The organism is Micromonospora sp. WMMD730, assembly GCF_049178955.1.
GTDB classification, from domain to species: domain Bacteria; phylum Actinomycetota; class Actinomycetes; order Mycobacteriales; family Micromonosporaceae; genus Micromonospora; species Micromonospora wenchangensis.
In genome coordinates, this window is record NZ_JBMHML010000002.1 from 6,185,758 (window position 1) to 6,212,283 (window position 26,526).

11 protein-coding genes and 1 pseudogene are annotated in these 26,526 nt (G+C 69.6%); 9 read left to right on the top strand and 3 right to left on the bottom strand.

Annotation, left to right across the window (positions count from 1 at the left end; all coding sequences use genetic code 11):
- Positions 1–244 precede the first annotated feature (244 nt).
- Positions 245–4,345: an Ig-like domain-containing protein gene (locus tag ACN265_RS26240; RefSeq protein WP_421410260.1), complete on the top strand. Its 4,101-nt coding sequence runs from the start codon at positions 245–247 to the stop codon at positions 4,343–4,345.
- Positions 4,346–4,426: 81 nt separating this feature from the next.
- Here ACN265_RS26240 and ACN265_RS26245 read toward each other — a convergent pair whose 3' ends face one another.
- Positions 4,427–8,038 (bottom strand): AAA domain-containing protein, encoded by a 3,612-nt coding sequence (locus ACN265_RS26245; protein WP_421410262.1) that lies wholly within the window; start codon positions 8,036–8,038, stop codon positions 4,427–4,429.
- The gene (locus ACN265_RS26250; protein ID WP_421410264.1) at positions 8,038–8,418 is read right to left on the bottom strand and encodes a hypothetical protein; all 381 of its coding nucleotides are present in this window, start codon (positions 8,416–8,418) and stop codon (positions 8,038–8,040) included. Before ACN265_RS26250 ends, ACN265_RS26245 begins: the two co-directional genes overlap by 1 nt.
- Before the next feature lie 235 nt (positions 8,419–8,653).
- Between ACN265_RS26250 and drmD the strand changes: the two genes are divergently transcribed.
- The 5 genes and pseudogenes from drmD to ACN265_RS26275 all read left to right on the top strand — a co-directional run bounded on the left by drmD (position 8,654) and on the right by ACN265_RS26275 (position 18,791).
- Positions 8,654–11,842 (top strand): DISARM system SNF2-like helicase DrmD, encoded by a 3,189-nt coding sequence (gene drmD, locus ACN265_RS26255; RefSeq protein WP_421410266.1) that lies wholly within the window; start codon positions 8,654–8,656, stop codon positions 11,840–11,842.
- The gene (locus ACN265_RS26260) at positions 11,842–15,978 is read left to right on the top strand and encodes an Eco57I restriction-modification methylase domain-containing protein (protein ID WP_421410268.1); all 4,137 of its coding nucleotides are present in this window, start codon (positions 11,842–11,844) and stop codon (positions 15,976–15,978) included. Before drmD ends, ACN265_RS26260 begins: the two co-directional genes overlap by 1 nt.
- A gap of 83 nt (positions 15,979–16,061) precedes the next feature.
- The gene (locus ACN265_RS26265) at positions 16,062–17,078 is read left to right on the top strand and encodes a restriction endonuclease (RefSeq protein ID WP_421410270.1); all 1,017 of its coding nucleotides are present in this window, start codon (positions 16,062–16,064) and stop codon (positions 17,076–17,078) included.
- 115 nt (positions 17,079–17,193) lie between these two features.
- Positions 17,194–18,045, top strand: coding sequence for a hypothetical protein (locus ACN265_RS26270; RefSeq protein WP_421410271.1), 852 nt, complete (start codon positions 17,194–17,196; stop codon positions 18,043–18,045).
- A 129-nt stretch (positions 18,046–18,174) separates the two neighbouring features.
- Positions 18,175–18,791: pseudogene (locus ACN265_RS26275) on the top strand (DNA-processing protein DprA).
- Between the two features lie 367 nt (positions 18,792–19,158).
- On the opposite strand, the gene ACN265_RS26280 reads toward ACN265_RS26275, so the two are convergent.
- On the bottom strand, positions 19,159–19,620 hold the full coding sequence (locus tag ACN265_RS26280; protein ID WP_421410273.1) for a hypothetical protein: 462 nt from the start codon (positions 19,618–19,620) through the stop codon (positions 19,159–19,161).
- Positions 19,621–20,246: 626 nt separating this feature from the next.
- Here ACN265_RS26280 and drmA point away from each other — a divergent pair.
- Genes drmA through drmC form a run of 3 tightly spaced genes read left to right on the top strand, consistent with a single transcriptional unit; the run spans position 20,247 to position 26,382 of the window.
- The gene (drmA, locus tag ACN265_RS26285) at positions 20,247–23,750 is read left to right on the top strand and encodes a DISARM system helicase DrmA (protein WP_421410275.1); all 3,504 of its coding nucleotides are present in this window, start codon (positions 20,247–20,249) and stop codon (positions 23,748–23,750) included.
- Positions 23,747–25,585: a DrmB family protein gene (gene drmB / locus ACN265_RS26290; protein ID WP_421410277.1), complete on the top strand. Its 1,839-nt coding sequence runs from the start codon at positions 23,747–23,749 to the stop codon at positions 25,583–25,585. Before drmA ends, drmB begins: the two co-directional genes overlap by 4 nt.
- Positions 25,582–26,382, top strand: coding sequence for a DISARM system phospholipase D-like protein DrmC (drmC, locus tag ACN265_RS26295; RefSeq protein WP_421410279.1), 801 nt, complete (start codon positions 25,582–25,584; stop codon positions 26,380–26,382). Before drmB ends, drmC begins: the two co-directional genes overlap by 4 nt.
- Positions 26,383–26,526 lie beyond the last annotated feature (144 nt).

The window sequence follows — 26,526 nt, forward strand, 5'->3', positions numbered from 1 at the left end:
GCCCACGCCCCGCCCCTTGCGGGGCCCGGAAACGCACTGCGGAGAAGGCCGGGGCCCTACGTGTCAGAGTTGCCGCGAGAGTGCCGCCGTGGGCGCATATCCCCTGGTAGGACTGTATTCGATCAGCCGGAAAACGGCTGTCGACGGAAACCTCGGAGAAACGAGGGCTGGTTAGCGTTCGCGACCGTTGAACGCTCAATCTCGCTCCGAGGAGAAACCTTTGAAGGTACGAACATCGAGGAGCATGCGCGTGCTCCTCTCGGTGATCGTCGCGGTGACGGCCCCGGTGGCCCTGGCGGGGCCGGCCACCGCGGCGTCACCCACCGCGGTCACGCCGCCCCCGGCGTCCACGACCGACCTGCCCGACCCGACGGCCCGTGGCCCCTTCGGCCACCAGGCCGTCCAGGAGGCCAAACTCGGCCTCGCCAGCATCCAGGAGCCGAACTCCTCAGGCGCCGACCCGACGGCCGGGACCGCACAGGCCCCGGAACGGATCGAGATCCGGGGCCAGCTGTACACACCTGACTTCACCCGACGCACCACGCCGTCGCCGGTGCTCGTCCTGGTGCACGGCAACCACGGCTCGTGCGACTCCGGTCAGGACACCGCCCAGCTCACCTGCGCCCAGTTCAAGCACAACGAGAACGGCTACGCCTACCTCGCGGAGAACCTCGCCACCTGGGGTTACACCACCTTCTCGGTGTCCCAGGACCAGCTGATGATGCGGCAGGACGGCAACAAGGGCAAAGGCATGCACAGCCGCCGGATGCTCATCGCCGCGACCCTGGACGCGCTCAGCGCGGCGAACCGCCCCGGCGGCCTGCCGGCCGACGCCCACACCACCATCGGCACCACGCTCGCCGGCCGCCTCGACCTGACCCGCATCGGCCTGATGGGCCACTCGCGTGGCGGTGACGCGGTGTCGAGCTTCATCGACTACAACCGCATCCGCACCGACGGCCCGCGCTACCCGCTGCGCGGGGTGATCTCGCTCGCCCCGGTGGACTACGAGCGCAAGGCCCCGTACGGGATGCCGTACCTGACGATCCTGCCGATGTGCGACGGTGACGTCTCCAACCTGCAGGGCGCGCGGTTGTTCGAGCGCAGCCAGTACGTCAACCCGGGTGACCCCTTCCCCCGCATCCAGGTGGAGCACCTGGGCGCGATCCACAACTGGTACAACACCGTCTGGTACGCCGACGGCGGCGCGGACGGTCAGGCCAACAACGACGCCGCCTGCGGCAACTCGGCACCGTTCGCGACCAACAACATCCACCCGAACAACCTGCGGCTCAGCGGCGCGGCCAGCTACACCGACCCGGACCTGAACTACAAGATCGACAACTCCGACCCGCTGAACCCGGCCGTGAACACCAAGTTCTCCGGTGACGCGGCACGGATGGGTGACCAGGAGAAGCTGGGCCTGGCGACGATGGCGGCGTTCTTCCGGCGCTACGTCGGCGGCGAGGGCGCGTTCCAGCCCTACCTGACCGGCGAGCTGGCGAACACCCCAGGTGGGCTCCAGGTCCCCGCGTCGGCCTGCCCGGCCAGCCCGTCCGGCACGGCGATCCCGTGCAACGAGCGGGTCAACACCAGCTACTTCGCCGCCCCGCAGGAGCGGGTGGACGTGATCCGGCCCGAGGTCAACAACCCGCTGACCCGTAACGCCCTCGGCGGCACCCTGACCGGCACCGGCTTCGCCGACCCGTACGCGCAGGCCGCCGGGGTCACCCCGAAACCGGCGAGCACCCCCGGCGGGTACGACTGGTGCAACCCGGAGCCGCAGGACTTCGCCCCGGCACAGCTCGGCAAGACGGGGCTGCCGACCGCCGCCAAGCCCTGCCCGCTGCCGGCGGCGGGAGCGCCCGGCGGGCAGAACGGCACCCGGGAGAACAGCCCGGTCAACCACTCCTACGGCCGTCAGCTCACCCTCGCCTGGGAGCCGGGTTCGACCGCGTCGCTGACCGCCGCGATCCCGGCCGCGTCCGCCGACGTACGGCACCTGAAGGCGTTGGCGCTCAGCGCCGCCGTGAACTTCTTCGACACCCGTAACCCGGGCGCCGACAACCGGGGCGACAACACCCGGGACACCACCGTCAACGGCACCCCGACGAACCCGGTCTGGCCCAACGAGAAGCCCACGTCGTACGACCCGGCCTCGACCACCCAGCGGTTCGTCATCGCGCTGCGCGACGCCGCCGGTCACGAGGGGACCGTCGACGCCGGTGATCCCCGCTGGGGCAACGCCCTGCACATGTCGACCGGCACGAACACCCCGAACACCCACATCGTCCTGGACCAGATCCGGGTCCCGCTGGCCGAGTTCGCGGCGCAGGGCGTCGACGTCGGCGCGCTGGCGAAGCTGGAACTCCGGTTCGGGGTGGGTGACCTGCCGAAGTCCGGTTCGATCGAGCTGGCCGACGTACGCTTCCAGGAATCCGACGCCGGGGCTTCCCTGTTGTCCGACGGCGACCGGGCCGACGGCGCGGGTCACGGCCCGTCCGCCCTCGGCGGCCCCGACCCGGCGACCTACCTCGCCGGTTACGACAACACCCCGGGCACCGTCGCGCTCGTCGACCCGGTGGCCAACCCGCAGGGCAACACCACCTGGACGGTCGACGACGACCGCAAGCAATGCCCGACGGCCGACTTCACCTCCGTCCAGCGGGCCGTCGACTTCGCCTCGCCGTGGGACACCATCGTGATGTGCGCGGGGGTCTACCGGGAGTCGTCGACGCCGGTGAACCACGCGTCCAACCCGGTGCAGACCGGTGCCCGCAACGGCCTGACCATCACCAAGCCGCTGAAGATCAAGGGGGCCGGCGCGGACAAGGTCACCATCATGCCGGACCCGTCGCTGGGGAACCTGGCCGGCGACCAGCCGTACCTGCGCGACGGCGGCGGCAACGTGATCACCGTGTCCCGGCAGTCGCTCGGCTCCACCGACACCAACGAGATGTTCCTCGACCTCTCCGGCGTGACCGTGACCTCCGGCGACGTCTGGGCCGAGGCGGGCATCGCGTTCTTCGGCGCGGCCGGCCGGGTCGCCGACAGCGTCGTCGGCCCGCTGCGGGTGGCGACCACCGACGAGGAACTCGCCGCGCACCCGCACGGCTGGGGCATCGTCAAGGCCGGCATCATCCGGGGGGCGGGCACCGGCACCGTCGAGAGCGAGGTGACAGTCACCGGCAGCGTGGTCAGCGGCTACCAGTCGGGCGGCATCCTCTTCGACGGCGCGCGGGGCCGCGACGGCACCCCCGAGACCACCGTCCGCAGCAGCATCAGGCAGCACGGGTACGTGACCGACACCGTCGTCACCGGCCAGCCGAACAGCCGCTTCCCGCAGACCGGCATCGCGTACACCAGCGGGACTGACGGTTTCGTCAACACCAGCCGGATCACCGGGAACTACTTCGCGCCCGCACCGTCGCGGTCGTACGGCATCCTGCTGACCGACGCCGGCACCGAGACGGCCGGGGCGCTCACCGGCACCCGCAACGTGCTCACCGGCAACGGGTTCGCCGTCTACAACGCCAACGCCGACAACACCGCCGTACGCGAGGGCGCCCCGTTCGCGTTGACCGGCAGCTACCTCGGCAGCGGGCAGCCGGTGTCGGGCGGGCCGGCGGTCCCGGCCACCAGCGTCGAGGCGATCTCCGGAGTGGACGGCACCGGCGCGGCCACGGTCACCGTCACCAAGCGCCGGCCGACCCCGCCACCGGCGGTGCCGACCACGGTGGGTCGGGTCGCCGACGCCGCCCCCACGGCCGAACTGGCCGACCCGGGACGCGGCGCGGTGCTCCAGGTCGGGTCGACGGTGCACCCGCTGGTCCGGGGCACCGACGACTTCGCCATCGCCTCGACGAGCCTGTTCGTCAACGGCACCCTGGTCGGCACCAGCACCACCGCCCCCTACCTGTTCGACTGGACACCGGCGGCGAAGGACGCCGGCAAGCAGGTCAAATTCCAGGCGATGGTCGTCGACTCGTCCGGGCAGTCGACGCTGTCCAAGCCGATCGTCGGTACGGTCGACCCGGCGACCCCGGCCCCGGCCCCGACCGTACGGATCGACTCGGTGCAGGCCGACCCCGTCTCGGGAACGGCGACGCTCACCGCGACGGTCAACACCGCCGGCACCCTCACCCTCAGCGGGGAGAAGGTGGCGACGGTCAGCCGGCAGGTGGCGAAGGCGAACACCGTGACGGTGACCGTGACGGTCGCGCCCGCGTACCGGCAGACCCTGGTCAAGACCGGTCGGCTGGACGTGACGTTCACTGTCGGGTTCACCAACACGGCAGGTCAGAGCCCAGGCGAGACGGTGCAGGTGACCCTGATCAGGACCTGACGGTCCGGCACCGGAAGGACCCCGATGGTCCTTCCGGTGCCGTCAGGTCGGTTGCCGCCCCTCCTGCGGGAAGGAGCAGGCCTATTCGCCGTTCCGCTCCCGCGCCGACAGCAACAGGGCGTCGGCCAGCTCCGCCGCCACCTGCTCCGGTTCGGCCAGGCACCGCCACGCGGGCACCCGGCGTACGGGGTGGGACCCGCCGGTGACGTCGAGCCGGGCGAGCACCTTACGCAGCTCGCGCCCTTCGGGATCGCCAGCCGGATCGTCGACTACCACCGCCAGCTCGACACTTTCGCGCCGCACCACGATGTCGACGGTCTGCCCGGCCACGGGGACGTCGCGCCGCACGGTGAGTCCCACCTGCCGGAGGGCGCGGTGGAGCCGGTCCGCCGCTACGGAATCCACGTCCGACCGGGTGCCGGTAGCATCGCCGCCCAGCGCCAGAGCGGTCAGCAGACCCCGTTGCGCCGACCACCACGACCGGTCACCGACCACCACGAGCTGGGACCGGGCCCGGGTGATGGCCACGTTCCACAGGTTGGTCTGGTGGACCAGCCAGCCCCGGGTACGGTCCGGCACCCCGTGCGCCCCGATCGGCGACACGACCATGATGTCCCGTTCGCTGCCCTGGAACTTGTGGATCGTCGCGCAGAGCAGGTTGTCGGTGAGGCCGGCGGCGTTCAGGGCCGCCGACAGTCGACGCTGGTGCGCGGCCAACGGCGTGACCACCCCGATCGAGACGTCCGGGTACGCCCCCCGCAGGTCCCTCACCTCGGTGACGACCGCGTCGAGCTCGACCTGGTTGTACCCGGACCCGGTCGCTCCCGGGCTGTACCGTCCGGGAACGTCGCGCCACCGCACCGCCGGATCGGCCGGCGCTGCCAGCCGGGCCGGATCGGTCAGCACCGTGAGCCGGCCCTGGTAGACCTCCCGGTTCGGCACGTTGACGATGTCCGGGTGGCACCGGTAGTGCTCGTCGAGCAGGTGCGTGGACTTCGCTGCGGCGGCGAACGCGTCGTAGGCGGAATGAGCGGTATAGGTCAGCCGGCGAGAGGTCAGCCAACCGGTGCTCAACTCGGCCCGGGCCCGCTCGGTGACATCGTCGGCCTCGGGCAGGTCGACGACCGGCGCGAGCTGACGTGGATCGCCGATGATCAGGGCCCGCTTGGCGCGGTAGAGCATGGGCAGGACTGCGGGGATGGTGCACTGCGCCGCCTCGTCGATCACCACCAGGTCGTACAACGCAGGGCTTCTCTTCAACCGCCGGGCCGACAGGGCGGTCACCGCCCAGCCGGGCAGCACCCGCAGCAGCTCCGGAAAATAGGCCCAGCTGTCCGACTGTGGCCGGGCCATCTCGTCGGCCCGGTCCTGTAGCAGGCGGGCACCCGCAGCCACCCGGCGGGCGATCTGCGCCCGCAGCAGATCGATGCTGAGGGCGGGCCGGGTGGTGCCGATCAGGTCGACGAGCCGCCGCCAGGTGACGTCGGCGTCGGGCAGCCCGGCCAGTCGCCGCAGGCTATCCCGCCAACGCAGTTCGAACACCGCCTGCTCGGCGAGCGCCTCGACACCGTGCCGGTCGACGACCCGGTACGGCCGCAGCCGCCACCGGTACCACCAGCCGAACCACCTGCTGGCGAGCGCCCGATCGGTCATTCGGACAAGTTGCGCCAGCGCCGTGTCGTCGGCTGGCAGCGGGACCGTGCCGAGGCCGGCCTCCACGCCAACCCGGTCGGCACCGCGCTCGGCGGCCAGGTCCGCGAGGTCGCGTTCGAGCAACCGCCGCTCGTCCAACGTGGCGCGCAGGCGGGTGGCCTCCTCGGCCAGCATCCCCAACTCGCGCAACGGCGTCCGGTCGTCGGGCGGGGTCGACCGATCCACCGTCGGATAGGCGGCCATGATGTCGGCGAGGTGCTTCGGCTCCTGCTGACGGTGTTCCTGGTTGCCCGTCCGCATCAGCAGGCCCGGGCCGACCATGTCGGTCACCCGGTGGAGCACCGAGTCGACGGCCTGGTTGCTGGTGGACCCGATCAGCACGCTCTGCCCGGCGGCGGTGGCGGTGGCCAGTAGGGCGGTGACGAGCTGACTCTTACCGGTGCCGGGCGGCCCCTGGGCCACGGTCAACGGCTGCGACATCGCCGCCTGGATGATCTCTTCCTGCGCCTCGTTCACCACGCTCGTCGCCACCGTCACGACCGGCGGTGTGGCTGCCTCGTCCGGGCTGAATGCCAACGCACCCAGCGCCGTCCCCGCGATGAGCCTCGGGTTCTTGATCATGCCGCGCAGGTCGTCGACGAGCTGCCGCTGCGGTGAGTCAGCGGCGTCGACGGTGTATAGGATCGCGGCGTTCTGCACCCCGTTGAGCGGTCCCGGCCGGATGGTGCCGCCGAGCGTCGCCGGATCCACCTCCGTCACCGGACGCAACCCGAACGTCTGCACGAGCACGTCGACGGTGGCGGTGAGGGACGTCGGGTCACCCGGCACGAAAGCCTGCTCGACGCGCTGCACCAACTCGTCGGCCTCCACCTCGGAGAGCTGGAGCAGGTCGATGAGGGCGGCGCTGGGACGGGGTGGGAAGGAGGCGTGCAGGACGTCGTCCGCGCCGACGGTGGCATCACAGACCAGGAGCGGTGCGAGCCGGGGTCGCTTCTGCCGGGCCGGCCTGACGACGACGACCGGATAGCCGTACTGCACCTCCCGGCCGTCGGCGCGGGCCCGGCCGGCGAGTCTGGCCGCCGTGCCGCCCAGCTGGACAGGGGTCTGCGAGGTGAAAACGGCCTCGCGTCCCGGAGGGGCCGCCACGTACGTCCCGGTCGCCTGCGGGTCGATGAACGACTGCAGCACGGTCGACCGCTGCATGCAGTTGACGTAGTAGGTGACCAGGCGACGCCACTGGTCCGTGTCGAACGGCGCCTCGTCCGCCGGGCTCGCCGTGACGGCGGTGGCCTGCCTCGCCTCGGCGGCGGAACCCGGTGCCGCGACCAACCTGATCGGCTCGGTGACGCCCTCGCTCGACTCGACCGGGGTGTGCTGACGACGCCGGGCCATCTCGGTCAGGGCCCAGCGGGACAGGTCGTTGCTGGTGATCCAACCGTCGTCGGACGGCCCTTCGGCCGCACCCCGCAGACCGTCGAGAAGCACCTCGGTGAAGACCGACGGACGGTCCGGCCCCTGTGCCTTCGACGCCTTCAGGTGGGTGCTGGAGGTCAGGATGAAAGTGCCACGCTCCCGCTTGAGACGGCGTGGCTCCTCGCGTACGCCGCCCTGGAAACGGTTGCGGGCGGTGAACGCTCCGGAGAAGCAGCAGTCGAGCAGCACCACCTTCTGCGCGGCCCTGGTGTTGTTGAGCAGGTGCCGCAGGGTGCCGTCGGTGTCGAACGCGGTCGCGTGCAACTGCCCACTGGCCGTGTCGCTCGCGGCCAGGAACAGCGACTGCCCGTCGCCGTGCAGCACGCCGTGGCCGGAGTAGTAGAGCAGCGCCAGGTCGCCCCGGCTTCGCGCGCCGTAGAACTCCTCGACGATCTGTCGCAGGTGCGTCGCCGGCAGGTCCACTTCCGTGCGTACGGAGTCGAACTCACCCGCGCCGTCCAGCAACGCCTTGAGCTGCGCCACGTCCTGGCGTACCGAGGGCAGGGGCGCGAGTTCACGGTCGACGTGGCAGGTGGCCGTGCCGAGCAGCAGGGCGTGCCTGCCCATCAGGGGCGGGTCCGTTCGATCGCCGCCCGCACCGTAGCGATCAGTTCGTCGGTCTGGCCGTGGGTGGGCCGGTCGATGGTCAGCTCGATGTCACCGACCCGCAGGTGCACCCGGCGCCCGGTATGCCGTTGCAGGAACGCCAGCACCACGTCGACGAGCGCCTGCACATAACCGGGGTCGGTGCCCGCCAGCACGGTGACGACGCCGAGCGCCAACTCGGCCACGCCCTTCGCCTCCGGATCGGTCACCGGCCGCTCGACGCGCTCGACCTCGCCGACCTCGCGGAGGTCGTCCGCCAGTTCCTCGGTCAGCTCCCCGAGGACGAACTCGTCGTCGTCGGCAAGGGGGGTGAAGTCGATCCGGATGCGGGCGTGGGACATCCAACCTCCTGGCTGCGCGGTGCTGACCAACCTACGGAAATCGGTAGGCGTCGGGCAGTGTCTGTCGGCTAGCCGATCGAACCGACAAGCCGACGAGTCCCATGTGGATCATACGTACGTCCAACGTAGATTGTGGTTCCTGTCTGCCCTCTGAGCGCCTACATCCCCGGAACGCTCGACGGATCAGGGACGACGCCCACACGGGCCGAAGGAGCACACCGATGGTTCGAGCCGGATGACCACGGCGATCGACAGCCCTCCGGCTCCAGGCCAGCTCGTCACGGTACGCAGCCGGCGCTGGGTCGTCGCCGACGTGGTCCGTAGCGAGGTGACCAGCGGCGACCCGCACGTCTTCACCGGTATGGCCCCGCACCTGGCCACCCTGGTCAGCGTCGAGGACGACGCCCGCGACGAGGAGTTGCGGGTGGTCTGGGAATTGGAGCCGGGGCGGCGGGTGCACGACAGCGCGACCCTGCCGGACCCTCGGCACGGATTCGACGATCCCGGTCAGTTGGCGGCGTTCCTGGATGCAGTGCGTTGGGGTGCCATCGCCTCGGCCGACCGGACCGCCCTCCAAGCTCCGTTCCGCTCCGGCATCGAGATCGAGGACTACCAGCTCGACCCGGTGGTCCGGGCGCTGTCGATGCCGCGGACCAACCTGTTGATCGCCGACGACGTCGGCCTCGGCAAGACCATCGAGGCCGGGCTGGTGATGCAGGAGCTGATGCTGCGGCACCGGGCCCGCACCATGATGATCGTCTGCCCGGCCGGGCTGACCCGGCAGTGGCGCGACGAGATGCGCGACAAGTTCGGTCTCGACTTCCGCATCGTCGATGCGGCCCTGCTGCGGGAGCTGCGTCGCGCCCGGGGGCTCTACACCAACCCGTGGACGCACTACCCTCGGTTGATCGTCAGCGTGGACTGGCTCAAGCGGGACCGGCCGATGCGGTTGCTACGCGAGGTGCTGCCGGCGACGCCACGCTATCCGCGCAGCTTCGACCTGCTGGTGGTCGACGAGGTGCACACCTGCGCGCCGTCCGGCCGGGGTCGGTACGCGGTGGATTCGCAGCGTACGAGGGCGATCCGGGCGCTCGCCCCGCACTGCGAGCATCGGCTGTTCCTCTCCGCCACCCCGCACAACGGTTTCACCGAGTCGTTCACCGCGCTGCTGGAGCTCCTCGACGACCAGCGGTTCGCCCGGGGCGTCAAGCCGACCGACGAGCAGTTGGCCCGGGTGATGGTGCGGCGGCTCAAGAGCGAACTGCCGCCGAAATGGGACGGCACTCCCCGGTTCCCGGTGCGGCACCTGGGCTATCTGGAGGTCGACTACCCGGCTGCCGAGCGGCACGCCCACGCCCAGCTCAGCCGCTATGCGGCGAGCCGCCGGGCGAACGCCGACGGCCGGGCCGGTGAGATCGCCGCCGACTTCGTCACCACTCTGCTCAAGCGCCGGCTCTTCTCGTCGCCGAAGGCCTTCGCCGAGACGGTGGAAACCCACCTGGCGACGATGACCACCCGGGACGCCGCCCCTCCCGGTGACCCGGTGCGTGGGGCGGACCGGGCAGCCGGCGAGAAGGTCCTACAACCGGTGATCGACCGGCTGGCCGAGACGGCCGAGGACGACGCCGCCTACGGCAGTGCCGAGGCGGATGCCCTGACCACCGTCCGGCACTACGCGGCCCCGCTGTCGGCCGAGGAGCGGGAACTCCTGGGTGAGCTGCGCACCTGGGCGCGTTCGGCGCAGGACCGGCCGGACGCCAAGCTCGCCGCGCTGCACCGCTGGCTGGACCCAATCGTGCGACCCGACGGTGAGTGGTCGGCCGAGCGGGTGATCATCTTCACCGAGTACCGCGACACCCAGCGTTGGTTGCACGAGCGGCTGCTCAGCGCCGGCTATCCACCGGAGCGGATCGCGCTGCTCTACGGCGGGCAGGACCCCGACGAGCGCGAACACGTCAAGAACGTCTTCACCGAGCATCCCGACCTCGACGACGTGCGGGTCCTGCTCGCCACGGACGCCGCCAGCGAGGGCATCAACCTGCAACGGCACTGTCACCGACTATTGCACTGGGAGATCCCCTGGAATCCCAACCGTCTCGAGCAGCGCAACGGCCGGATCGACCGGCACGGTCAGCGCGCCGCCCGGGTGGAGGTGCTGCACTTCGTGCCGGCCGGGTGGCAGCAGGTCGACTACACCACCGGTTCGTTGGAGGACGAGCTGGCGTTCCTGCGGCTGGCGGTGGAGAAGGTCGAGGCGATCCGCACCGACCTGGGCAGCGCGGGTGAGGTGATCGCCGCCCAGGTCGAGCAGAAGATGACCGGCAGGCAGACCGACTGGCGGGTCACCGACGTCGAGATCGACAGGCGGGCCAGCCGGGCCCGGCTGCGGGTGGAACGGGACCTGGCCCGGGACCTGCAACGGCTCACCGACACGCTGAAGGGGAGCCGGGCGGAGCTGAACCTCACCCCGGCCACCGTGGAACGGGTCGTCCGGACCGGGCTGCGGCTGGCCCACCGCCGGGACCTGCTCGACGCGCCGACCCCGGCAGGCGCGTCGGGTGCCTGGTTCCGGCTGCCCGAGCTGCCCGGCGCCTGGGCCACTGCCCGCAACGACGGTCTGCTGCACCCGGTCACCGGCCGGGAACGGCCGATCACCTTCGATCCGGACGCGGCGGTGGGGCGCACGGACGTGGTGCTCATGCACCTCGGGCACCAGTTGGTGCAGATGTGTCTGCGTCTGCTCCGGGCCGAGCTGTGGGCGCAGGCCCGGGGTGGGGCCGGGTCGGGCGACGCGAAGCTGAGCCGGGTCACCGCCCGGGTGGTGCCGGGTGACCTGCTGCGTACACCGGCGTTGGTCGCCCACGGTCGGGTGGTGGTCACCGGCGCGGAGGGCACCCGGTTGCATGAGGAGATCGTCACCGCCGGAGGCCCGATCGAGGGTGGCAAACTCACCCGGGCCCGCCAGGAAGAGTTGGAGGCGCTGCTCGCCGCCGCGACCGACGAGGTCCCCGCCGAGCAGGTCCGGCAGAGCCTGACCGAGCTGTGGCCGACCCTCGCCGACGCCCTGGGCCGGGCTCTCGGCACCCGTGCCGACCAGCGTGCCCGCAGTCTGCGCGGGCTGCTCGCCCGACGTTGCGAGGAAGAGGTCACCGCGATCGGCGCGGTGTTGACCGAGCTGGAGACCTCGATCCGCAGCAAGCTCGCCGACGAGCCCCACTGGGAGCAGCCCACCCTGTTCACTGTCGAGCGCGACCAGTTGCACGCCGACCGGGATGCGCTCCAGGCCCGACTGCGCGACATCCCGGCGCAACGCGAGCGGGAGAGCGACGCACTGCGCCGCCGCTACGCCGACCCGACGCCCCGCTGGTTCCCGGCCGCCGTCACCTTCCTGGTCCCCGCGTCCCTGGCCCGAGGTGCCCGCTGATGCCCGCCATCCCCCGCCAGTCCCGAGGAACGTCCCGCCGTGCCGGCACCGGCCACCGGTCGGTTGGACCGCCCACGCGACGGCCCCGACCGGCCGCGCTGAGCATCGACGAGCAGCACGCCGAGTGGCTGGGCCTGCTGCGCCCGGAGGGGCCGTTCCTGACGGTGCCGGTGCTCGTCGAGGTGCTGCCGCACGGCCTCGACACCGTGCCGGACGACGTACGCGACCGGGTCCGCCGGGGCTGGGCCGAGGTGCAGGACGCCCCGGACCTGCTCGGTCCGGCCTGGGTCGAGCTGATCCTCGGCGAGCTGCTGCGTTATCCGGCCAGCACCCGTGCCGACGGCCCGGTCGAGGTCACCGGCGTCGACGGTTTCCGGCCGGACGTGGTGCTGTCCGGCCCGCAACCCGGCGGCGGCCGGGCGGCCCGGTTGCACGTACACCGGCTGCCCTTCGATGCCTCGCTTACCGCCGCCCGGGGTGACCGGCCGAGCGCGATCGAGCAGGCCGCCCAGGTGTGCCGGGACACCGGCGTGCCGCTGGCGTTGGTGACCAACGGACAGCACTGGGCGTTGGTGCACGCCCGGCGGGGGGAGCCCACCGGCGTGGGTGTCTTCGACGCCGACCTCTGGCTGGAGGAGCCGGCTCTGCTGCGGGGCTTCGCGACGCTGCTCGCCGCGTCCCGGGTGCTCGTCCCGCCGACCGACGTCGACGGCCGTCCGTCGACCAGCCTCGCCGGGTTGTTCGTCCGCAGCGCGGAGGCGCTCACCCAGATCACCACCACCCTGGGCGACCAGGTCCGCCGGGCGGTGGAACTCTTCGTCGGCGAGCTGGCCCGGCTGGACCGGGAGTCCGAGGGGATGCTACTCGGCAAGGTCAGCCACCGGGAGATCTACCGGGGCTCGCTGACCGTGCTGATGCGGCTGGTCTTCCTGCTCTATGCCGAGGAACAGCGGCTGCTGCCGGTGGCCGATCCGCTCTACGCGCGGGCGTATGCCGCCTCCACCCTGCACGGTCAGCTCGGCGCGGTCCGTGACCTGCACGGCGACGAGGTCGGCGACCGTCGTACCGCCGCCTGGCCCCGGCTGCTCGCCCTCTTCGCTGCGGTGTACGACGGCTGCGAGCACCCCGACCTGCGGATTCCCGCCCACGGCGGTTCGTTGTTCGACCCGGGGCGGTTTCCCTGGCTGGTCGACGCGGCGGTCACCGACCGGGTGGTGCACGAGATGCTGGACGCCCTGCTGGTGCTGCGGCACCAGGGCCGAGCCGCCGAGCAGCTCAGCTATTCCAGCCTGGGCGTCGAGCAGCTCGGCCACGTCTATGAGGGCCTGCTGGAGTTCTCCTGCGTGCGGGTGCGGGAGCCGTACGTCGGTCTGCTCGGCAAGCGTGAGCCGGAGCTGCCACTTGCCGAGTTGGAGGCCGCCGCCGCCCGGGGCGAGGCGGAGCTGCGGGTCTGGCTGGTCGCCCGCTGCGACCTCACCGTCCGGCAGGTGGCGAAGGCCCTGGCCGCGACGCCCGCGCCGCACCAGCTCGCCGCGCTGCACGCGGCCTGCGACAACGACGCCGACCTGACCGATCGGGTACGCCCGTTCTGGGGCCTGCTCCGCACCGACCTGCGTGAGCTGCCCACCGTCTTTCCCGCCAACTCGGTGCTGTTCACCCAGGCCGGCGACCGGCGGAACACCGGCACCCACTACACCCCGCGCCCGCTGGCCGAGGAGGTCGTCAGGCACACCCTCGCCCCACTCTGCTTCTCCCCCGGCCCGGCGCAGGGCGTCACCGACGAGAAGCTGTGGCAGCCCAGGACCGCCGACGAGCTGCTGCGGCTCAAGGTGCTCGACCCGGCGATGGGCTCCGGGGCGTTCCTGGTGGCGGCCTGCCGCTACCTCGCCGAGGTGCTGGTGCGCGCCTGGCGGCGCGACGGGCTCCCCGCCGAGTTCGCCGACCTGGCCAACGGCAACCCGGACCAGGAGGATCTGCTGCTCGCGGCCCGTCGCCTGGTCGCCGCCCGGTGCATATACGGGGTGGACCGGGACGACATGGCGGTGGAGCTGGCGAAGCTGTCGCTGTGGCTGGTGACCCTGGCCAAGGGGAAACCCTTCGGCTTCCTCGACCACGCACTGCGGTGCGGCGACTCACTGGTCGGCATCACCTCCGTCGACCAGCTCACCGCCTTCCACCTCGACCCGCAGATGGGGCGTTTCCAGCACAGCCGCCTCTTCGGCGACCTGGTCGACCGGCTGCACCGGACGGTCGACGAGATGACCGCGCTGCGCGAGTCGATCGGTGCGACCGTCGTCGAGGACACCCGGGACGCCGCCGACAAGGCCGCCACGCTCGCCCAGGTCGAGCAGCTCGGCCACGGGCTGCGGCTGGCCGCCGACGCGGTGGTCGGCGCGGCGCTGTCCACCGCCGTCCGCCCCCAGCGCCGACCGTGGGATCCGGAGGACGACACCGACGACCCCGAGACGAAGTACGACGGCCGTCTGCTCGCCATCAGCGACGACGTGTACGGCCTGCTCGACGGGCCGTACGACGCGGATTTGGAGCAGCGGGTCACCCTGACGGTCGCCGGGTGGCTGCGCGGTTCCCGACCGGAGCCGATCCGGCCGCTGCACTGGCCGTTGGAGTTTCCCGAGGTGGTCAACCGGGCCGGCTTCGACGCCGTCATCGGCAACCCACCGTTCGTCGGCGGCCAGCGCCTGACCGGTGCGATCGGGCCAGACGTCCGCGAATACCTGGTCGAGCGGGTCGGCCGGGGGAAGCGGGGCAGCGCGGATCTCTGCTCCTACTTCCTGCTGCGCAACCTCAGCGTCACCGGCAAGGGGCGGGTGGGCATCATCGCCACCAACACGATCGCCCAGGGCGACACCCGGGAGGTCGGCCTCGACCAGGCTGTTGACATGGGCTGGACGGTTTACCGGGCGAACAAGTCCCAGCCCTGGCCGGGCACTGCCTCGCTGGAGGTCTCCCTACTCTGGGTCGGCCACGCCGCCGCCGACGAGCAGCCGATCCTGGACGGCAACCAGGTGCCGGGCATCACCCCGTCACTGGACGCCCGCTCTCGCGTCACCGGTAACCCGTACCGCCTGGCCGCCAACGCTGGTCAGTCATACATCGGCTCCTACGTCCTGGGAAACGGGTTTCTGCTCGAACCCGAGCAGGCGCAGGCGCTGATCGCCAAGGACCCGCGCAACAAGGATGTCCTCTTTCCCTATCTCAACGGGGAGGACCTGAACGGCAGGCCCGACTGCTCCGCGCGCCGCTGGGTCATCAACTTCCATAACTGGTCACTCGAACGCGCCCAGGAATACCCCGACTGCTTCGCCATCGTCGAACGGGACGTCAAGCCTTTCCGAGCCACCAACAATCGAGTAGCACGGCGAGAAAGATGGTGGCAATTCGCAGAGCGTGCTCCGGCCCTGTACTCGGCGCTTGAAGGACTCGATCGGGTGCTTGTCATCGCCCGAGTCAGCAAGACTGGACTACCGGTATTCGTGCCAACTGGGCAGGTCATCAGCGAAGCAACAGTCGTCTTCACCACAGAGCAAAACCTGATGCTCACCCTTTTATCTAGCAACTTCCACTTCTCATGGTGGACAACAAAGGGAGAGTCAAGCCTCCGGTCTGACCCCCGCTACACCCCATCGGACGGGTTCGAGACGTTTCCTCAGCCGGAACCGACCGAGCGGATGGAGCGGGTCGGGGCGGAGTTGGATTCGAATCGACGGTCGGTGATGCTGGGGCGGGAGTTGGGGCTGACGAAGCTCTACAACCTGGTCCACGACGAGCAGGTCACCAGCGCCGACATCCAACGCCTGCGGGACATCCACGTCGAGATTGACGAGGCGGTGGCCGAGGCGTACGGCTTCGACCTCACGTTGGGGCACGGTTTCCACCAGACCCGCCAGGGCACCCGGTTCACCATCGCCCCGACCGTCCAGGTCGACGTGCTGGATCTACTCCTCGAACTCAACCACCAGCGCCACGAGCAGGAGAAGCCCCACCAGGCCACCACCCGCCGCAGGTCGCAGAAGAGGACCAAGGCCGTACCGCGCGCCAGGTCCGAGGCGGCCCCGGCGGCGATGGGGTCCGCATCTGACGACGGCCTGTTCCCCCTCCCCGACGCCCTCTTCTGAGCGAACGAAACCAGTAAGGAAAACTGATGGCTACGGCGACTCCACGGGTATGGCTGGTGCGAGCGGGTCGGCATGGCGAGCGCGTGAGCTGGGCCCTCGACAACCAGGTCGCCGGAGGCGGGTTCAGGGAAGTCAACGACCTCACGAAGGCAACTACCCGGGAGTCGGTGGGCGACCTTGTGCGAGCTGGTTTTCCCGAGGCCAAGGCAAACCTGGTGGCCAACTACACAGGCCAGTTGTGGGCGCTACGGGAGCGCATAGCGGTGGGTGACATCGTCGTGTTGCCCATGAAGATGACTGGTCAGATTGCCATTGGCAAAGTAGTAGGTGGCTACCAGTATCTGTCCGATCCGGACCCGGAGCGACGTCACGTCCGACCGGTGCAATGGCTGCGTACGGATGTGCCCAGAACCGCGATCAAGCAGGATCTGCTCTACACACTCGGCGCGTTTCTCACCATCTGTGAGGTCAGCCGCAACGATGGCGCCTGGCGTATGGCCAAGGTGTTGGAGTCAGGCCATGACCCTGGCGCTCGGCCCACCCTTGGCAAGGCGGCACCAGTCGCGCCCGACGTGCCCCAAGCGGGCGATGTTGAGGCAGACGCCTCACCGGCTGTCGATGTGGAGCGCTACGCGCGCGACCGCATCACCAGCACGGTGATCGAACACTACGCCGGGCACAAACTCGAACACCTGGCCGCCGCTGTGCTCACTGCGGAGGGTTTCACCTGCACGGTGACGAAGGCATCCAGCGACGGAGGCGTAGATGTCTTCGCCGGCCGGGGGCCGTTCGGCCTGGACAGCCCCCGCTTAGTCGTTCAAGTCAAGAGCGACGCCAACCCGGTCGGCGTCGACGTGGTGCAGAAGCTACAGGGCGCCTTGGGTAGCCACGGTGCGGATCAGGCGTTGCTTGTGGCCTGGGGTGGCATCAACGGGAACGCCCGCGCGTTGCTGATCAACCAGCACTTCCGCATCCGCGTTTGGGACGCCGACGATCTCATCGACGCCGTGTGCCGAAACTACCTCCAACTTCCGGACGAGCTTCGCGCGGAGCTACCCCTCAAGCAGGTGTGGGTGCTGGTCGAGGAGGAGACGCCCTAACGTACCGGGTCGGTCTTGGAGTCGGGAAGCTGGCTCATGAGCGGCCGTCGAACCAAGACAGCGGTGCTTCCTGGCACTAAAATGCGACTATGAATCACTTCCGGGATGGTGGCGAATGCCCAAGAAAAAGATGTGGGTTGAGTACGACGACGGATCACATCTCTCGAAGTCGCAGAAGAAGCCCGGCGGTTACAGCCCTCTGACTCGCGAAGACAAAACTAACAAGCTCGGCCAGGTCACACTGAGCGACATCGACGACGAGGACGAGGACGAGGACGAGGACGACGATCCGCCGGTGGTGTTCGTTTACCACATGGGATCGAGCCCCTCAGGCGGACCGGTGAAACGCGAGGAGCCGTCGCTGTCGGACCACGCAATCGGCCTGCTCGGTGACCTACTTATCGCCGGCGCCACCGCAGCCGCGGACAAAGCCAGGCCGCACCTGGCGAGATGGCTAGCCGAGCAGGCGGCACCGGCTGTGATGTCGGGATGGAGTCGGCTCAAGTCCCGCATGCCCGGACAACCGGACGGAGGTGCCGAACAGTCCGCAATGACAGAGCCAGCACCTTCGAACGAGAGGCAAGAAGTTGTCGCCGCTCTCCAGGCATGCCAGGCTGGTATCAGCACCAAGGAAGCGCGCAACCGCTTCCTTGCGGCCCTTGTGACTCGGCTCTACAGCGAGGAGCAGCTAAGAATCCTCCGGGAAGCCCACATCGAAGACGTCAACGGTCTTCTGGGGGTGGGCAGCATGGTGGAGGCGCTCACCGCGGAGCAACTTTGGTCTGCCATCACGGCATTGCTTGAGGAAGATCCGTCTCTACTGGGAGACGGAATGCAGGCTGAACTCGGAAGAACTCTCGGCGGAAGCCACCCCGCAGCCACCCGCGAAGCCTTAGCCGGCGAACCACCCTCAGAGCTGCTCCATAGCGACCGCAGGCTGAAGCCGCCGCGAGCCGGGAGAGCGTGAGCCCAAGGCTGTCAGCTTGCCGGGTCGGCCTTGAGGCTGGTCAGGAAGTTGACCCAGGAGCGGACGTCGAAGGCGAGCAACGCCTTCTTCGACGCCACCTACCCGGCCCAGCTGCTCGGCATCCGGGAGATGCCGCCGCTGCTGTTCAGCCGAGGCGACCTTCGGGTGCATGACCGGGCGGTGGCCGTCGTCGGCAGCCGCAGGGCGAGCAGTGACGGGCTACGGATCGCCCGGGCAGTCGCCACCACCCTCGCGGCGCGTGGGGTGACCGTGGTCAGCGGGCTCGCCAGCGGCATCGACACCGCTGCTCATTCCGCCACGTTGGAGGCAGGGGGCTCACCGTCGCGGTCATCGGCACCGGCGTCCGCCGCTACTTCCCGGCAGACAACAGACGCCTCCACGACCACATCGCCGACGTAGGGCTGGTGATCTCCCAGTTCTGGCCCGACGCCCCACCGAGCCGGCAGAGCTTCCCCATGCGCAACGCCGTCATGAGCGGATATGCCGTCGCGACTGTCGTCATCGAGGCAGGGGAGACCAGCGGAGCACGAATCCAGGCCAGGCTCGCCCTCCAGCACGGCCGCCCCGTCGTCCTGACCCGTCAGGTCATGCGATGCGACTGGGCCAAGGCGTTCTCGCCGAGAACCCCGGCGTCTACGTCGTGCACGGCACCTCGCAACTCCTGGAAGCTGTCGACGACATCCCTAGTTACCAGCCCACCGAAGCCGTTCGTCAGCGGACCATAAGTCTGTTCATTGGGGCGGATTCCGGGGGCCCCTAGCACGAATTATGCGCCCCGTAACGAAAATTCCGACGAGGGAAACTGCTCCTGAAATCATTAAGGCGGCGCCCTGCATGGCTGCGTCTGACCTGACGTAGTCACGCGCCAATTCAGCCAAGATAAAGACGGAGGCGAGCGCACACAAGTATCCCAAATATCTCGCGATAAGGTCACCTCGATCCATCAACCTCTGATGAGAACGAGCGCGGGAATCCTCTATACGAAAATGCTCAACCAAGGCTGCTTGTTGCGCGCGTGGGAGATCTTCGAACTCCCATGGAATTTCGAAAGAAGGAGTCCCCTTCGCAACGCGACGACGGGCGGGTCGAGTGTCAGGCATCGTCACCGCCACCCTCTCGCGCACGCGCCACAGCAACTCCCTTACGCCTCAGGAAACGAGTTACTTGGCCCTGAAATCTCCACCACTCGCCTTTACCGTCAAGGAGCACGCGCTGCTGTCGACCCACAAGCCCTCCCTTAATGAGCACCCAGAAAGGGCTCCATACTTTCTGAACACATCGATAGAGAGCGCTAGAATGGCCGTTCGTCGGAAGCGAATTCCCGTCCTTCAGCAACACATTAGCCAGCAAGCTCGTGGCTTGATCATCAAGTTCAGCGACTTCCGTGTCGTGGTTTTCGCTGCTTATTGAGATCCTGGTACGAGTGACAGGAACACCACCTGAAGGCGTGCTGGGAACCGGGCGAATCGTGATTTTCACAATTCCCAGCAGAGCATTGGAAGCGGGAAATTCCTCGATCACGGTGGCCTGCATCTCTTCACGTTCAGCACTCATCCAGCCCATCGGGTTAGCCGTTCCTGCCGGACGACACCCGAGATAGTATCTTGTCGACAATCAAAGCACTTACTTCAATTGACCCATCTTTGTTTATTTCCAGAAAGGCGAGAGTCTTGCCAGCCTGTATCCCCTTGATAACCTCCTGAAAGATAAGCTCAGCCACCCGTTCACGATCCGCGGGGCTCAATTGGGGGTAGCGACGCTGCAGTGCTTGCTGAAGGGGTGTTTGGTCAATTCGCAGATCTGACTTCCGCTGCACATTTCGCGCCATAGGAATCCTCTGCAACTCGGGCCATTGCGGCTAGCCGTTGCGACCCTGGCAGGATAGAGTAGCTGCGCTTTCTCCGGCTTGTCGGATCAAGGACAGCACCAGTGCTGCCCCCGTCGGGCGAGCTTGGCTCCGATGTAGGCGACGACGAGCTGCCCTGCCTCGGCCATGCGCAGGTGCAGTCGGCCCGCACCTGACGCGAAGCGCGGCCCAGTCGAAAAGTCGACGCAACTAACGCGGATGCGGGACACCAGCAGGTCGACGCCGGTCCGCGCCAGCCAACGGATCGAGGCCCTCCAACGTGCAGAGCCGACCGCGCCCTCCGCGGTCGCAGGGAACCGCTACGGTCACTTCCGTGACTGGGCAGGGCGTGCTCGCCGTACCGGATGAGCGAGCGATTCGCGACGAGCTGCAACGGCTGGTCCTCGCCGACCTGCTCGGGCCGCTCGACGGGCCGGCGGAGGAATTCTCCACCAGGGAAAACCCGCTCGACCGCTACATTCTCGGGCGGTTGGCCCCCAACGGCACGTCGGTCGATCCGGCCACTGAGGACACCTTCGCCGAGGCGACCGCCTCGGATGCCGCCGAGGGTGGCGCCGAGCCGACCGCGCCGAGCGTGCCGAGCCTGGCCCCCTCCGCGCTCGGCTTCACCGCCAGCGTGCCGTCGTCGGTCACCGCGCTGCGGGTCACCGCCTCCTGGGGCAGCTACGACACCGCCGTCGGCGAGCGCGACGGGCACGCGGGCGGCACGGTCTGGCGGCGGCACCAGCGCGGCGGCCCGGTCACCGTGCCGCTGCGGGAAGGGTTGATCACACCGCTGGAGGCCGACGCTGCGCAGCCGAAGGTCGTGGTGCGGGGTCGGGTGCGCCGGCTGGGTGAGGTGTGGCTGGTCTCGCTCTTCTTGGAGAACCGGGAGCACAGCGAGTCGGCGCGTCAGCCGAAGCGGTGGATCTTCCAGGTCGGGTTGACCGCGACCGGCCCGACCGACGGCGAGCCGGTCTTCCTGCCCCGGCCGGAGCAGGTCACCGGCGGCGACGCCGCCGACCAGTCGGAGCGCCGCCGGCTGGCGATGGCCTACCGGTTCCACCCGGAGTTCGCGGTGGGGCACGGCACAGGAGTCGATGCCGAGCCGTCCCCCACCGACCCCCTACGTGCCCTTACGGTACGCACCGCGACCGTCCCCACGCACGAGATGCCCTTCACCGACGTGCCCAGCAGCGAGCGGGACGACGACCTGCCCGAGCTGGCGGACGTCGAGCTGGACATGCGGCGGCTGGCCGAGCTGGCCGACGGCCCGGTCGACGCCCTCACGGCGGCGTTGCGCCCCCTCGTCACCGGCTACCGGGCGTGGATCGACCGCAACGAGGCGACCGCCGGTGACCCGCCACGGCGACTCGACGACTACCACCGCCAGGTGCGCGAGGCGCTGCGCGACGCCCGGGAGGCCGCCGAGCGGATCGCCGCCGGCATCACGCTGCTCGCCTCCCCCGACCCGTCGGCCCGCCAGGCGTTCGGCTTCGCCAACCGGGCGATGTACCTGCAACGTGTGCACAGCCTCGTCGCCGCCCGACGGCGGGAACACCCGGGCATCCCGCTGGAGCAGGCGGTCGCCGACGCCGACCGACCGGAGAACCACCGGTGGCGTCCGTTCCAGTTGGCCTTCATCCTGATCAACCTGCCGGCCCTTGCCGACCCCCGGCACCCGGAGCGGGGTGACGACGTCAGCAAGGCGGTTGCCGACCTGCTCTGGTTCCCCACTGGTGGTGGCAAGACCGAGGCGTACCTCGGCCTCACCGCCTTCACCATCGCGGTACGCCGTCGCCAGCCCGACCAGGGCGGGTTGACCGGTGCGGTCGGGCTGACGGTGCTGATGCGGTACACCCTGCGATTGCTCACCATCCAGCAGTTCGAGCGGGCCTCGACGCTGATCTGCGCGGCCGAAACCCTGCGCCGCGCCGACCCGCAGACCTGGGGCAGCACGCCGATCCGGATCGGCCTCTGGGTCGGCGGCCGGGTCACCCCCAACCGCACGCAGGACGCCAAGGACTGGCTGGACGAGCGGCGGCGGGGCCGCTCCAACCGTGGCATCGGCTCACCGCACCAGCTCACCAGTTGCCCGTGGTGCGGCTCAAAGATCAACCCTGGCAAGGACATCGTGGTCGAGCGCGACCACTGGCGCACCCTGGTGCTCTGCCCCGACGTCGAGTGCCCGTTCAGCGAGGTGGGCAGCCTGTCGGCACGCAAGGACGAGGCGGGGCTGCCGGTGATCCTGGTCGACGAGGAGCTCTACCGTCACCCACCGGCGCTGGTGATCGCCACCGTCGACAAGTTCGCCCAGCTGCCGTGGAAGGGCGAGACCGCTGCTCTCTTCGGCCGGGTCGGCAAGCACTGCGACCAGCACGGCTATCTCACCGAGGATCTCGAATCGACCGACTGGGAGCGCAGGCGACACCGGCCGGGCAACAAGGTCGTCGCGTGCGGACGGCTCCGTCCACCCGACCTGATCATCCAGGACGAGCTGCACCTGATCTCCGGGCCGCTCGGCTCACTGGTCGGGCTGTACGAGACCGCGGTGGACCGGCTGGCCAGTTGGGAACCGGTCCGGGGGCACTGGTCCCGGCCGAAGGTGATCGCGTCCACCGCAACCGTGCGCCGGGCACAGCAACAGATCGGGGCGCTGTTCAACCGGCGGACCCGGGTCTTTCCCCCGTCAGGGCTGGACGCCTCCGACAGCTTCTTCGCCCGGCAGCGCTCGACCGAGGATCGTCCGGGCCGTCGTTACGTCGGCATCTGCGCGCACGGCAACCGACTCCGGGCCACCCTGATCCGGGTCTACGTCTCCGTGCTCGGCGCGGCGCAAAAGCTCCACGAGACATACGGCCGCAACCCGGTGACCGATCCCTACATGACGCTGGTCGGCTACTTCAACAGCCTGCGCGACCTGGGCGGCATGCGGCGGCTCGTCGAGGACGACGTCTCCAGCCGTCTGATCAAGGCCGACGAACGCGGGCTCGCCCGACGGTACGACCCGTACCTGGAGGAGTTGACCTCCCGGATGCCCTCGGACGCCATTCGGCCGTTGCTCGACCGACTCGCGGTGCGCTTCGACGCCACCCGGGCCAAGGGCGCACCCCGGCCGATCGACGTGCTCCTGGCCACCAGCATGATCGCCGTCGGGGTCGACATCGAACGGCTGGGCGTGATGGTGGTGGCCAACCAGCCGAAGTCCGCCGCCGAATACATCCAGGCGACGAGCCGGGTCGGGCGTAGGGCGCCGGGCCTGGTGTTCACCGTCTTCAACTGGGCACGGCCACGCGACCTGTCGCACTTCGAGCGGTTCGGCCATTTCCACGCCACCGCCTACCGGCAGGTCGAGGCCCTGTCGGTGACCCCGTTCGCCGAGCGGGCCATCGACCGGGGGCTGACCGGGGTGCTGGTGGCGCTGGTCCGCGATCTGGAGGGCACCTACAACGGCAACCTGCGGGCACGTGAATTCGACCGGCACGGCCAACTCGCCGACCACGTGGTGCGCTATCTCAAACGCCGCAGCGAGGTGGCCGCCGACAACACCGTCCGCCAGCGGGTGGAGGACGAACTCGAAGCCCGCCTCGACCTGTGGGCGCGGGAACGCGCCCGGCCCGCCCGGCGGCTGGCCTACGACAAGCCGTACCACAGCGATGACGTCGCCGGGCTGCTGCACCGCCCGGAGGAGGGCCGGTGGGTGCAGACCACCTGCCCCACCTCGCTGCGCGACGTGGAGCCGGGCATCCAGCTCCAGTTGCAACTCGGTGCCATCGGGGACGATCCACCGCCGTTCGTTCCGCCCCTCGGCGGCGGCGTCGCAGGGGCATCCTCATGAGCGGGCCGCAGCCGCGCAACCTGCGGGTCGGTGCGTTGCGTCCCAACCAGTTGCTGCACACCTACGGCGTCGGCTCGGTCGCCGACCTGCCCAGCCTGTCGGTACTGACCCTCGGCCTGGCTCACTGGGACCTCACCCACTCGACGCCGGTCACCGAGGACCGGCTGTTGACGGCGGTCCGGCGCAGGCTCGGCGACCAGGTGGAGAGCCTGCGCCTCCCTCCGCACCTGCCGGAGACGTCAGACCTGTTCGCCGACTGGACCAGGGTGGGCGTGCCGGTGGCCCTCTTCCCCACCTGGCTGCGCTGCTCGGATACCCGGTGCAACCGGCTCGCGCCGGCCGATTCCGGGCTGTTCGAGCTGCTGACGTCGCCCTACCAGCCGGACCGGATCCGTTACGTGCACAGTTGCCGGGGCAACGGAAACTCCCGCCCCACCGCTGTACCGGCCCGTTTCGTGCTGGCCTGCGACAACGGCCACCTGGACGACTTCCCCTGGTCCTACATCGCGCATGGCGGCACGGACCCGGGCGCGGGCCATTCGCTCACCCTCACCGAGCGCGGCAGCACCGGCGAGGCGGCCAACATCTTCATCTCCTGCGAGTGCGGTTCGCGCCGACCGATGTCGGTGGCGATCGGTCTTCTCGCCGAGCGGAGCCTGCCCGCCTGCCGCGGCCGTCACCCCCACCTAGGCGTTTACGGGAACTGCGACGCGCCTGCCCGGACGCTCGCTCTCGGTGCCACCAACAGCTGGTTCGCCATGCAGTTGCGGGTGTTCAGCATTCCCCGGGCCGAGCATCCGGTCGATCAGGTGGTCGACGACCACTGGCGGGACCTGGGCGTGCTCGCCGGGCTGGACGAGGCCACCGCGAAAAAGATCATGCAGACCCAGAGTTGCTGGGCCGAGCTGAAGCCCTACGGCGTGGACCGGGTCTGGGCGGCTATCCAACGCCGCAACAAAGCTGAGCCTGGCGATGCCCCGGATGACAGCGGTGACCTGCGCAAACCCGAGTGGCGGGCGTTCACCGCCGGCACCAGCACCGAGCTGCCCGACTTCACCATCCGCCCGGAGCCGGTGCCACCTCAGCACCGGAGTTGGCTGCGGGAGGTGGTCCTCGCCCCCCGCCTACGCGAGGTTTCCGCGCTGTACGGCTTCACCCGGATCGACGCACCCGAGTGGGACGTGCTCGACACCCCGGAGCGGAGGCGCGCTCCGCTGACCGTCGGCAAGCCGACCTGGCTGCCCTGCGCCGAGATGCGGGGCGAAGGAATCTTCCTGCGCCTCGACGAGGAGCGGGTGGTCGAGTGGGAACACCGACCGGAGGTCAAGCAACGCGAAAAGCTGCTGGTCCGGGCCCATGACCGCTGGCGGGCACAGCGCAGGCTCGACCCGGAGGAGCACCCCGGCGCCCGGTACGTCCTGCTGCACACCCTCGCCCATGTGCTCATCCGCGAGTTGGCCCTGGAATGCGGATACAGCGCCGCCGGTATCGGCGAGCGTATCTACGGCCGGATGGACGACACCCTCGGCGCTGGGGTGCTGCTCTACACCTCGGCACCCGACAGCGAGGGCACCCTCGGCGGTCTGGTTTCGCTGGGACGCAGTGACCGGCTGGGGGGCCTCGTCGAGCGGGCACTGGAAGCCGCCCGGTTGTGCAGTTCCGATCCGCTCTGTGCGGAGCTCGATCCGACCGTGCACGCCCGGCTATCCGCCGCCGCCTGCCACGCCTGCCTCTTCGCCGCAGAAACCTCCTGCGAGCGGGGAAACCACTACCTCGACCGGGCACTGCTGGTCGACACTCTCAACGACCCCGGCTCCGGATTCTTCGCCCGGTGAGCCACGAGCGGTTCGCGGCGCTGATCGCCGACCTAACCACCATGCTCCCCGCCGACCATCTCGACGTCTGGGCCGATGTGCTGGTGAATGTGGATGCTCCCGGTGACGGTGCGATGGTCGCCGAACTGGCCGATGCCCGACCCGGGTTCTCGGTCGGCACTCATGCCGAACGGCTGATCCGGAGCTGGCGTACCGAGGCACCCGACCTCTCGGGCGCGGCCGTCGCGCTCGCGTTGCGCAGCTCCGCCCTGCTGCAGCGGCGCACCGAGGCCAGGCGGACCGAGTTGGCGGTCAGCGGGCCAACCACCGTCGCCGGGCCGGTGCGGCTCACCAGTTCCGTGGTCGTCGAGGTCATCCGGGGCGCCCGGAGCAGGCTGCTCGTGGCGAGCTTCGCCGCCTACGGGATCGCCGAGGTGATCAACGAACTGCTGTCCGCGGCTCAGCGGGGCGTACACATCGATCTGATTCTGGAAAGCTCTACCGAAGACGGTGGTGCCTTACGGGGGTCCGGGGCCGCAGCGACTTTCGCCGCGCTCCGGCATCAGGCGACGTTCTGGCACTGGCCGGCCGCACGACGGGCCGCCAGTGGGAATCCACGCGCCGCGTTGCACGCAAAACTCATCGCTGCTGACGACGAGGTAGCGGTGATCAGCAGCGCCAACCTCACCGACCGAGCGCTGTCGCACAACATCGAGGTCGGCGTGGTGCTCCATGATCCAGCGGTGGTGCGTAGGCTCGTCGCGCATTTCCGGGCCCTTACCGATCCACGGACCGGCGTGTTGAAGCGGCTCCTCTAAGCAGACGGCTACCTACTACCAAGGTCCAGAACCTGCCTCTGCCGACTCCCGATGCGCTTGAGCAGCAGAGGCACACGGAAGGGCGGGACGGGCCTCTCCCGAAAGGCCCGTCCCACCCGTAAGCCGCGTCGACGCGGCCCGGTC

Coding starts and splice junctions, on each gene's coding strand:
- ACN265_RS26240 (WP_421410260.1), top strand. CDS start 245: ATGCGCGTGCTCCTCTCGGTGATCGTCGCGGTGACGGCCCCGGTGGCC.
- ACN265_RS26245 (WP_421410262.1), bottom strand. CDS start 8,038: ATGGGCAGGCACGCCCTGCTGCTCGGCACGGCCACCTGCCACGTCGAC.
- ACN265_RS26250 (WP_421410264.1), bottom strand. CDS start 8,418: ATGTCCCACGCCCGCATCCGGATCGACTTCACCCCCCTTGCCGACGAC.
- drmD (WP_421410266.1), top strand. CDS start 8,654: ATGACCACGGCGATCGACAGCCCTCCGGCTCCAGGCCAGCTCGTCACG.
- ACN265_RS26260 (WP_421410268.1), top strand. CDS start 11,842: ATGCCCGCCATCCCCCGCCAGTCCCGAGGAACGTCCCGCCGTGCCGGC.
- ACN265_RS26270 (WP_421410271.1), top strand. CDS start 17,194: ATGCCCAAGAAAAAGATGTGGGTTGAGTACGACGACGGATCACATCTC.
- ACN265_RS26280 (WP_421410273.1), bottom strand. CDS start 19,620: ATGAGTGCTGAACGTGAAGAGATGCAGGCCACCGTGATCGAGGAATTT.
- drmB (WP_421410277.1), top strand. CDS start 23,747: ATGAGCGGGCCGCAGCCGCGCAACCTGCGGGTCGGTGCGTTGCGTCCC.